This is a genomic window from Erythrobacter tepidarius (assembly GCF_002155695.1).
Classification (GTDB): Bacteria; Pseudomonadota; Alphaproteobacteria; order Sphingomonadales; family Sphingomonadaceae; genus Erythrobacter; species Erythrobacter tepidarius.
Window position 1 is genome coordinate 113,431 of the sequence record NZ_MUYJ01000012.1, and the last position, 10,349, is coordinate 123,779.

The 10,349-nt window shown below is 60.1% G+C and carries 9 protein-coding genes; 5 read left to right on the plus strand and 4 right to left on the minus strand.

Annotation, left to right across the window (positions count from 1 at the left end; translation table 11 throughout):
• Positions 1 to 9: 9 nt before the first annotated feature.
• Together BZF61_RS12620 and BZF61_RS12625 are read left to right on the plus strand one after the other, a co-directional pair.
• Entirely contained in the window at positions 10 to 2,697 is a 2,688-nt protein-coding gene (locus tag BZF61_RS12620; protein ID WP_143737044.1) for an ATP-binding domain-containing protein, read from the plus strand.
• Between the two features lie 6 nt (positions 2,698 to 2,703).
• The gene (locus BZF61_RS12625) at positions 2,704 to 3,510 is read left to right on the plus strand and encodes an HNH endonuclease (protein WP_086619718.1); all 807 of its coding nucleotides are present in this window, start codon (positions 2,704 to 2,706) and stop codon (positions 3,508 to 3,510) included.
• Between the two features lie 37 nt (positions 3,511 to 3,547).
• On the opposite strand, the gene BZF61_RS12630 is transcribed toward BZF61_RS12625, so the two are convergent.
• The 4 genes from BZF61_RS12630 to tnpA are packed head-to-tail and all read right to left on the minus strand — an operon-like array spanning position 3,548 to position 6,112.
• Complete coding sequence (locus tag BZF61_RS12630; protein WP_086619719.1) at positions 3,548 to 3,739, minus strand: hypothetical protein; 192 nt, start codon at positions 3,737 to 3,739, stop codon at positions 3,548 to 3,550.
• A 14-nt stretch (positions 3,740 to 3,753) separates the two neighbouring features.
• The gene (gene tnpC / locus BZF61_RS12635) at positions 3,754 to 5,277 is read right to left on the minus strand and encodes an IS66 family transposase (protein ID WP_086619721.1); all 1,524 of its coding nucleotides are present in this window, start codon (positions 5,275 to 5,277) and stop codon (positions 3,754 to 3,756) included.
• Positions 5,278 to 5,309: 32 nt separating this feature from the next.
• Positions 5,310 to 5,666, minus strand: a complete 357-nt coding sequence (gene tnpB / locus BZF61_RS12640; RefSeq protein ID WP_086619723.1) for an IS66 family insertion sequence element accessory protein TnpB — start codon at positions 5,664 to 5,666, stop codon at positions 5,310 to 5,312.
• Positions 5,663 to 6,112: an IS66-like element accessory protein TnpA gene (gene tnpA, locus BZF61_RS12645; protein WP_245804627.1), complete on the minus strand. Its 450-nt coding sequence runs from the start codon at positions 6,110 to 6,112 to the stop codon at positions 5,663 to 5,665. The genes tnpB and tnpA overlap by 4 nt, the downstream gene beginning before the upstream one ends.
• Before the next feature lie 433 nt (positions 6,113 to 6,545).
• Here tnpA and BZF61_RS15635 point away from each other — a divergent pair, with 433 nt between their 5' ends.
• The 3 genes from BZF61_RS15635 to BZF61_RS12655 all read left to right on the plus strand — a co-directional run bounded on the left by BZF61_RS15635 (position 6,546) and on the right by BZF61_RS12655 (position 10,349).
• Entirely contained in the window at positions 6,546 to 7,520 is a 975-nt protein-coding gene (locus BZF61_RS15635; RefSeq protein WP_143737046.1) for a hypothetical protein, read from the plus strand.
• Between the two features lie 124 nt (positions 7,521 to 7,644).
• A complete protein-coding gene (locus BZF61_RS12650; RefSeq protein ID WP_143737048.1) occupies positions 7,645 to 8,175 on the plus strand; it encodes a hypothetical protein in 531 nt (176 codons plus the stop codon).
• On the plus strand, positions 8,172 to 10,349 hold the full coding sequence (locus BZF61_RS12655; RefSeq protein ID WP_086619728.1) for an LPD7 domain-containing protein: 2,178 nt from the start codon (positions 8,172 to 8,174) through the stop codon (positions 10,347 to 10,349). The genes BZF61_RS12650 and BZF61_RS12655 overlap by 4 nt, the downstream gene beginning before the upstream one ends.

Sequence of the window (10,349 nt, forward strand, 5' to 3'; positions counted from 1 at the left end):
GGACACAGATTGGAAGAGCTGAAACCGATCGCACGTGAGGCGCTAGATGCGTTCGAGGCCATTTCGACTGCAGCGACAGCCAAGCTGCGCGATAGGGGGCTAAGCCTCGAAAGTCTAACCGTCGTCAATCATTCAACCGCCGAAAACATCGCTCGCGGCATGGCATTGCGTAATGCTGAGCGGATAAGCGATTGTCAGCGCCTTCGCAACGAACCCGCGATCGCCCGCATTGTTGTGCTCGACGAAGATAACAATCGGGAAACGATATACATTTCGCCTGTCGGCCGTGTCGACGCGCCCGGTATCGTTTCTTGCAGCTACCTCAGCGCAAAGGGGCGGCTTGCCGCCTTGCCGGTTGGCATCGACAGGGGCGATTACATCCGCTTACCGAGTGGAGAACGATGGTTTGATGTCATAGAGAAGATGACCTTCAAGCCCGGCCAGTTCGGCGGAGAGTGGGATTCTCGTCCTGCTGTCGAGTTTCGGGAGAGTAAGGGTCCGCGAACTATCAAGTCGCTGCGAGAGCTGCTTCGCGATGGTGGACTACCCAGGGACGAGGTCGATGCTCTGGCCCATTGGCTCGCCGAAGAGGAGGGGGCCGATAACATCGTTGAAGGATTGATGCGTGAAACGCTCACGGCGATGCAACTGCGGGTGGCGGCGCTATTGGACCAGTTCCAGGACGAAATTCTGCGTCTCCCGGTTGATAGCCAGATCGCCGTGCTTGGGCCGCCGGGAACGGGCAAGACAACGACCCTCATCAAGCGCCTTCGAAGAACCGTTGATCTTCAGCACCTTTCCGAAGAGGAGCAGGATCTGGTTGACGGGACAGATGAGGCGGGACTGGAACATCCCAACAGCTGGATCATGTTCACTCCGACCGAGTTGCTTCGACTTTACGTGAAGGACGCTCTCGGAAAGGAAGGCGTGCCCGTTCACGACCAGCGGCTAAAGGTCTGGGACGATTACCGGCGTCAGGTCTGCCGTAATGACCTTGGCATTCTGAGCATCGGAACGCGCTCCGGGATGGTCATCAAGCCGGACCTTCCTGTGTTTCTGCCTGGCACCCTTCAGAATCAGATCGAATGGTTCGAGGAATTCGACGCTTTCCAGAAGGAGCAGTTCGTCAGTCAGTTGCGCGTCGAAGCAGAACGGTTGGCGGCAACTGGGGAACCACGCCTTGCGGCGATCGGGCGGCGGGTTGTCGGCATGGTCGAGCGGGGAGCGGACAATCCGCTCCAGATGATCGGAGAGATCGCCGGAGTGGCCAATGAGCTCCGCAAAGCCGCAAGCGAAATGGGAGACGGCATCCGCAGTGCACTGGAGGCCCCATTGCATGCATTCGCTCGCGCCGATGCTCGTTTCCTTGACGACCTCGCTGCCTTCGTCACGACATTGACAGCCGAAACCGCGGTCGAGACGGCCGAGGATGTCGAGGATGAGGTTGATGAAGACGATGATGATGATGATGAGGCCGCTCGACCCGTTTCTAATCGTAGGCAGACAGTAGATTTTTTCCGTAAAGCGATGCGTGCTCGGGCGATAGGGCAAGCCACTGGCCGAACCCCCGGTGCGCGAACGCGCAATGCTCGCTTGCTCGCCTTCCTTCGGGAAAGGCGAGCGGAGCTTCCCGATCTCAAAGCTGCGGGCGAGCGCCTGTTGGTGCAACGCGCTGCGCGAAGGATCGCGAAGGCGCCGACAACATGGCTGTCGGGCTTGCCCTTGCGATACCGGCAGTTTCGCAGGGCCATGCGGGCGGCTGGACGATGGTATTCGGAAGCGGCTGTGGGCGGCAGTGACGCCCAACCAGCCGAAATCGATGCCATTATGCTTGCCTCAGTTTCGCATGCTCGCGCGATGTCGAACGACAAGCTTCTGCAATCGCGATTGGGAGATCGCAGGCCTGCGATACTAGACGCTGTGGCAAGCCTTCGCCGCAACCAAGTCTTGATCGATGAGGCTACCGATTTTTCACCCCTACAACTCGCGATCATGCGCAATCTGGCGAGTGTGTCGACCGATGCGGTCTTCATCTCCGGAGACTTCAATCAGCGCCTGACGACATGGGGCAGTCGTCGCGAAGAAGAGTTACGGTGGGCCGTGCCGGGCATTGATCTGCGCCGCATCTCGATCACGTATCGGCAAAGCCGCAAACTCGCAGATTTCGCAGTCAGGCTGTCGAGGTTACAGGGGGACGAGGTTTCCGAGCAAGGTCCGGTAGGGCTGGACAACGACGGCTTCGATCCCGCTTTCGGCCTAGGACTATTATCGATCGAAGACCGAGCCGAGTGGCTTGCGCAGCGTATCGCCGAGATCAATCGTTTGAGTAACGGAGCGATGCCCACGATCGCAGTGTTGGTCGAGAACGAGAATGAGATAGAAGAGCTGGCGAGCGCACTCGGGAACCGGCTCGAGCACCTAAACATTCAAGCTGTCGCATGTCCGAAGGGGCTAGTTAAGGGTCAGGAGGCAGACGTTAGGATCTTCGATGTCCAGCACATCAAGGGCTTGGAATTCGAAGCGGTCTTCTTCACGAACGTAGATCGCCTAGCAGTCGAGCAACCCGAGCTCGTAGATCGCTACATCTACGTCGGTGCAACACGAGCTGCGACTTTTCTCGGTTTGACGGCGGCGAGCGAGAGGCTGCCAGGAGTGCTTGATCAGCTTCAGGCTGACATGTGTGCGAGCTGGATTTAGACTACCGTGCCGCGAGATGAACGCCTCAGCCTGCGCCATACTACCGCCCATCCGATCTTCCGGGTCGAGCTGGATCAGGCCGCCTACAATCACGGCTTCCGCAAGGCCAACGGCATCGCCGACGGGTGGCTCTGGTTCAAATCGGACGAGGGCGTTCCCGGCGAAGTCGCGCTTGCAAGTGGGATCAATTCCGACGGATCACCCTGGTTCTTGGCGGTCGAGCACGCCGGCGTAGCCGCCAAGCTCGCCGAGGAACTTGCAGGCGCTGCCGTCACCCCGCCGCCCCAACATTTCAAAGGCGCCTTCGCCTTTGCCACGCAGGCCGAACTGCGATCAGCCTTGTCCCGCGCGTTTCAACTCGCCCGCAGTTTGCCCACTTTTCCGCTCGCGCAATACGAGGCGGAAGTCGCCGGTCTTGGCAACACCGAGGTCGAGCGGATCGTGAAGGAGAGGGTTGGGCAGGGCTACTTCCGCCGCGCGCTGCTCGACTATTGGGGCGGCCGCTGCCCGCTCACCGGCATCCGCGATGAGGCTTTCTTACGGGCAAGCCACATCGTTCCCTGGGCCGAATGCCGAAGCGACGAGGAGCGCCTCGACGTGTTCAACGGGCTCCTCCTCGCGGTGCATTGGGATGCCGCTTTCGATCGCGGCCTAGTCAGTTTCGGCGACGATGGCCGGGTGCTTGTAAAGCCTGATTTGAGCGAGCAGGCACTAGCGCTGCTGGCCCCCGAGCTGGTGCCTTCCATCCAGCTGGACGATGGCCATCGGCGCCAGCTTGCATGGCACCGGCGGCACTTTGATTTCCTGCCATAGCCCTCCTGTAGGCTGGGCTCAATTGGCACGGCAATGGTCAGCTCACCGCAATCAATTGCTCGAAGATCATGCCGATAAGATATGCGCTGGCGCTGGCGACAAACGCCACGCTCGCCATCTTATAGTAGGCTCGCGGCGGGAAATCCTCCCGCTCTTTTGCGTCCTTACGCGCCTGCTGGAGCACATACTCCGTCCGTTCGACTGTCGTGCGCAGCTCCCGGAGTTCCACCGTAAGCGCTGTTCTCAGCCCACGTGAGCGTGCGGCAGGAGCTGGTCGATCTGCGATGCGGGGTGACCGTTTGCGAGACTGGTGAGCGTCGCGGTCAGCCACGTGTGCGGGTTGATGCCGGTGAGCTTGCAGTTCTCGATCAGCGTGGCGATCACCGCCCAGTTGTCACCGCCTTCGTCGGAGCCTGCGAACAGGGCGTTCTTGCGGTTGAGGGCGAGCGGACGGATAGCCCGCTCGACGGCGTTGTTGTCGAGATCGATGCGACCATCATCGAGGAAGCGGATGAGCCCGTCCCAGCGCGGCAGCGTGTAGCGGATCGCCTCGCCAAGACGGCTCTTGGCGCTGACCTGCCGGCCGCGTGCTTCGAGGAACCTGTAGAGGTCGTCGATGATCGGGCGGCTGCGCTGGTCGCGGACGTCGCGACGTTCGTCCGCGGGTAGCCCACGGATCTCGTCCTCGATGGCGTAGAGGGAGGCAATGCGGCGCAGCACGTCGGCTGCCACCGGCGAGCTCTCGGCCAGCTCGTAGAACTTGCGGCGCACGTGCGCCCAGCAGAACGCGAGGCGGATCTGCTGATGCCGCCGGGCCAGCGCCGCATAGGCGCCATAGCCGTCGACCTGCAGGATGCCCGCAAAACCGTGCAGATGCGCCTCGGGCCGCTCGGTCTTGCGATCGGCCGCGTAGACATAGGCGACCATGGGCGGGTCACTGCCGCCCCAAGGTCGGTCATCGCAGGCATAGGCCCAGATCTGGCCGGTCTTCGTTCGCTTGCGCCCCGGCTCGAGCACGGGCGCGGTGGTCTCGTCGGCGAACAGCCGCTCGGATCGTCGCAATCGCTCGAGGATATGATCGCGCAAGGGGCGCAGATACCAGGCCGCTCTGCCAACCCAGTCTGCAAGGGTGGAGCGATCCAGCTGGATGCCCTGCCGGGCATAGATCTGGGCCTGCCGGTAGAGCGGCAGGTGATCGGCATACTTGGATACCAGCACCTGCGCGATCAGCGCTTCGGTGGGGATGCCGCCTTCGACGATCCGTGCCGGCGCCGGAGCCTGCACGACAGCGTTCTCGCATGAACGACAGCCATAGCGCGGTCGGCGAGTGACCAGCACGCGGAAGGTGGTGGGGACAACATCGAGGCGTTCGGCCACATCCTCGCCGATCTGGTGGAGCGCACCGCCGCAGCAGGGGCAGGCCTTATCCTCGACATCGACGACTTGCTCGATCCGATCGAGATGAGCAGGCAGCGATCCGCGGTTGGTCTTGCGGGGGCGTTCGCACGAAGCCTTGCTTGCCTTGTTCATGGCAAGCTCGGCCTGCGAGAGTGCGGCCTCAACTTCCTCGAGCGCCAACTCGAACTGGTCAGCATCGAGCTGCTCAGACTTGCGGCCAAAACGATGACGCATCAGCGCATCGATGATCGCCTGCAGCCGCTCGTTCTCTGCCCGGAAAACCTTGAGAAGATCCAGCTCGTGGGCCTGTTCGAGGACGAGCGCGCGCAGCGCGTCGACGTCATCGGGAAGGTCCGCTTCGAGGAGCATGACCGGGAGTGAATCAGTCCGCGCGCACCCCGTCAAGCGGCAATCTGGGGCGCGATCGGACGGCGCCCACCATGCACGCGGCGCCAGTCCAGACCCTCGAGCAAAGCACCCAGTTGAGCGGCTGTGAGGCGCATCACTCCCTCCTGGATCCGGGGCCATCTAAAGCTGCCTTGCTCCAGCTTCTTGGCCATCAGGCAAAGGCCTGTTCCGTCCCACCAGATGAGCTTGATCCGGTCTGCGCGCTTGGCGCGGAACACGTAGATGACGCCCGAATAGGGCTTGCCGCCATACTCAGCCGCCACCAGCGCCGCGAGCGAGTCCGCTCCCTTCCGAAAATCCACGGGCCGCGTCGCCACCATCACCTTCGCACCGGGTGCCGGGCCGATCATCGCGATCCTCGAAGAGCAGTAATGACGGCGGCGATCGTATCGGCATCAGCACTGCTGCCGATCCTGACCAGTGCGTCGCCAATCTCCAGCTCGATCGTGCTAGCCTTGGAACTTCTGCGGCGCGATGCCGGCTTGCTCGACACGGCCGGAGGTAACGGCTCTTGCTTCTCGACCACCGCAGGCACGAACATCGGAGCCTCGCGAGACCGGACTGGCAGCGCGATACCGCGCTCCTCCATCTCCTTGCGCAGCAAGCGGCGCCACGTGAAAAGCTGGGATGCCGACATGCCATGGCGGCGTGCCACCGCGCTCACACTCTCCTTGCCCGAATAGCTCTCCGCAACGATCGAGGCCTTCACCTCGGGCGGCCAGTCCCGGCGCTTGCCGACACCGGTGAAGACCTCAAAGCGCCGCACACCGCTGCTACCAGCATCATCACATGACATCGTCATAGCACCAGCGCCCCTCGACAATCAGGGCGAGGACACTCGGCGCTCCGCATCACCCGCGCAAGGTGGGCTCAGGACATCGCTTACGTTCCACCTGAAGCAGATAGGCATTGACCTGACCCCCGCTGGCTCCCGCCATTTGATGTAGAGTCTGCGCCACGCTGCACTGCTACCCATCGTCCGACCAAGTGGGTCTGGAGTTTTCCGCCTTGCTCAGATCCGGTGGGCTGGTTTCACCGCCAGAGTTTGCCAGCGTGATCGGAGGGATATTCCCCATCGCGCTATGCGGATGTAAGCAAATCGCTTACGTTCCATTCGCTCATGGCGAAATCGTAACTAGGCTTGAAACCACGTTTCTTTGCACTGCATTACCCGATTTCTTTAACCCGTCCTAGAACCACTCCTTAGGATCCCTAACGGAGTGCAAGGAATGCCGAAATCAAAAAGCGATCAGCAATCGCAGGGCGCAAAATCTGGCCAGAAAGTATCAAAAGCTGAAGCTGAGCGGAGAGCTTTTCACCGCCAGCAAATGCAAAATCCCGATATCCTCATACCCGATTTAGACCCCGACAAGCCGGTGCCACTGGGCGGGCTGCAACGTTTCGACGACCTCATTTGCACCCGTCTCAGGATGCTTGGTTATCCTGGGACGGGCAAGACAGACAGGCCGCCACAATCCTGCCGGCCGATGGTTCTTGCCCGTAAGTTGGCGGGCAACTCACAAAGCTTATCACAAGCTGAGATCGCCGTCTTGGCTGACCGGATCGGATGGCTGCAGCGCAATTGTTTCAGGTGGTCTGTGCGGAACGGATATGCCGAGTATTTTGCCTCGCGCGAAGCTAAATCGTCATCCGACAACTCAAACAAAATTGGCGAGATTCCCGCCTCAGACCCCGCTCCGCCGGAAAGGCGGAATGCCTCGAGTGAGCCTAAAGATTGCCAGGAGGGGTTCCCCAACACAGCCATCGAAGATGCATTCTCGATGATCAAGAAGCTCGACGAACCAAGCGCAGCTGATCTGACCACGCCTGCATCTGCGAAGTCGATCTCGGCGTCAGAGCGGCCGCCCGTCCAAGCGGCAAGCCTCACTTCGGATAGACTTAGTTCAGTAGAGAGCGGCGGCGGATCAGACTGGACATCATTGGCCGCCGAAGTCCGTCGCCGCCGACCACAGGAAGTGCCGCAAAAGCCCCAGCGACCGAGAACTTTCGGCAAAGAGTTCCCAATCCCGAAAGCGAAAGCTCTCCTCATTGCCACGGCCCTGGAGAAACCGATCGCCGAACAGATTGAGAAGGCACATGTTCTGCTCAATGATAGAGAGGAACTTCGTTCGGCTTTAGCGCATAGCATTAAAGCTCGAGAAGATCTGCTCGATATTTTTGCCAATCTGGGGCTCGATCTATGATGAGCAATTATTGCCGATCCGAGCCAACTTATCATGGGTCTATTAATAAGCAGGATGGGAACGGGGCCCGTTCCTGTGGGCGTCGTGTCGCTTCGCTTCGTCCCGCCCTTGAAGAAAGAGGGATATGGCGATGACCAAGCACTCCTCAGGAACTGGATCCGAAATCACTGAAGGATCTGCGGAAACTTCGTCCAATAATCGGCGGGACATTGTCATTAAGGTCCGGGTGAACGCGGCCGAGAAAATGGAACTGGATCGGCAAAAGGGCCGCCTTAGTCGTTCGGCGTTTCTCAGGGATCGGGGCCTAAACCAAGGTCAAGTCTATGACCCGACCTACGCTGCAATTGGCAGCGTCTATCAGTCTGCGCGCAACATGCGGGAGAGCGTTGTTTCAATCGAGGATGCGAGGAAACACCTTCGGAATTCGGCTGTGATACTGACGGGCCTCATTGGTCAAGAGGGTAGCGCAGAGCGCGCCGAGAACATTGGTAGGGACTTGGCGGCGATTGCTGAAAGGCTGCACTCCCACGTGGCCGAGCTCGACCGTCAAGCAATTACGCTCGGTCAGCAGGCCCGCAACCTAGCGGACCAGCACATGAAGGAGATGCTCAAGCGATACCCGGCCAAGGCACTCGAGCCGAGGAGAAGACGATGATCGCGAAGAGCATTTCTTATCAGCACCTCTTCACGGGGATCACAACGATTTCGAGCGCCGATCGTAAGGCCCTCTTTGCGGGACGCGCGGTCGCGAAATACGTTCTCGGGCTCGAATTAGACAACGACGAGACGGCGCTCGTTCGCGAGGCCAGCAATATCGGCGCCTATGGCCCTGATGCTCGCGGCGTCGATACGCGCGTTCTCGACGCGGCGGTCTTCAACCTCGAGGAAGGCACCCAGCACGATCAAGCACTCGAATTCGCCTATCGCGTTGCGGCATCGGGAAAGAACTCTCTGCGACAGATCGTCGTGGCTTACGGTGACGAGCCCGTGACGGAAGATATGGCTGCGCGCCACCGGGACGTTTTCCGCCGTGTGCTGCGCGCGGAAAGCAAGCCCATGATCTACTCGAAGCATGGCGACACGGGCTACGATCATTGGCATCTGGCGGTCTGCACGGCGGACGCGAGTTCAGGCAAGGTTGGAGATTGGGGGCAGGGGAAGGAGATCGAGGCGCTCCACATAGCCATCGCAATCTGCGAGGGGCAGGATAATTTGAGACCTGAACCCAATCGCCGTTATGTGGCCGACAACACCGGTGTCTACCATACGTGGAGCGGCTTCAAGGTTGCGGAAGCGAACGGTGACATCATCAGTCGCGGAGCGTTCAAGGCAGTCGAAGCGGAACAGGTGGAATTCGATACCGAGGTGCTCGCCCCATCCGACAGCTATGTCGGCCAACCGCTCCCGACCCCCGAAGCGATCAAGCTGCTCGCCCGCGGCGTGACCAGACAGGCCAAGAGTTGGGATGATATTCATAGGGGCCTTGCCCGTGTAGGTATCCGCTACGAACCTTATCGGGTTGATGGCGAAATTGCGGGCGGTCACCTGGTTGCAGTTGGCGTTGTGGACAAGGAAGCCGTTCGCATTCCGGCGAGCACGGTAAATGCCGGCTACAAGCGCCTTTGCAAGAGACTTGGCAACCAAGGTTACCAACCGGCGTCGAGCGATATCCGCGTGCGCCCGTTTGTAGCCCCTGCTTACCGCAAGGTGGCCGAAGAGCCTCGGCGAGATCTTTCGCACGACCTCGATTTTCAGGAGCAGCTTAACGAGCAAGAACGGATCGAGAGCGAGTTCCACGACTTCGAACGTGCGTTGCGAAACAGAACTGATGCTATCAAGGCTGAACGTGCCGAAGGCGCCGAAGCGCGCGAGAAGATGGAGACGATTAAAGAAAAGCGGCGCCATCACAACCTTCAACAACAGCGCGAGAAGGCGAGCCGCGAGGAAGCCGAGAGAATTCTGCGCGAACTGCGACTGTCGTTCGATCGCGAAAATGGGCGCAAGCGCAAGGGACCCCGACCAAAGACCGAACCTGCATCGTCGGTCCTGTGGGGTGAGCCAGAGGAGTTCAGCCTTGCTCCTGAAAGAAGCCCAGGAGACTGGGCTAAGCGGTATACAGTTGAGACGTTGGGCCACAGCCGGATCTACCGCTTGGATGGGGAAATCGCCTTTGTGGAGAGGGCCAGCTTTATCGCTGTTCATTCACAGGATCGACAGGCCAAGATTGATGCGCTGCGCCGTGCTCAAGAGAAATTCGGCAGGGTGAAAATCGTCGGGCCTGCTAGCTTCCGGCGCGAGATGCTTCTCCTTGCGGCCCAGCATCAAATCCCGCTGGATGCAAAGCAAGCGAAGGAAGCCGAGACGCTACTCAAAGCAGCGATGTCGCAGCAATCGTCCGGCGAGGAAAGGGTTGTATACCGAGCTTCGTCGCAACGCCATGAACCCAAAAAGCCGAAGGGCTTGTCGCCGGAAGAGCTGCGAGACCGACGGGAGCGCGAACAGCGCGCGAACCAATTTCCCCTTGAGCTGTTGCAGAAATTCCGTCGACTCAACGCGCGCGAGGATGAAGACCTCAAGCAAGGGAAACCAAATGCGACGAAGGTTCCGGTCGCCCATCGCTTCCTGACAGAGATGAACTGCGACAGGCTGCTGTTGTGTGCATCACGCTTCTCGCAAAACGGTATCCGCTTTCTGGACGACGAGGAACTTCTGAAAAAGTTCAAGGGGCTGCACCATGCTCTGGTGCGACCGGAAATTCAGCAGCGATTGGAAGCTGGACACCTCGAAGAACCTGCTGTTTTCGGCCTGATGAGGGCGCGGATGGTCTGA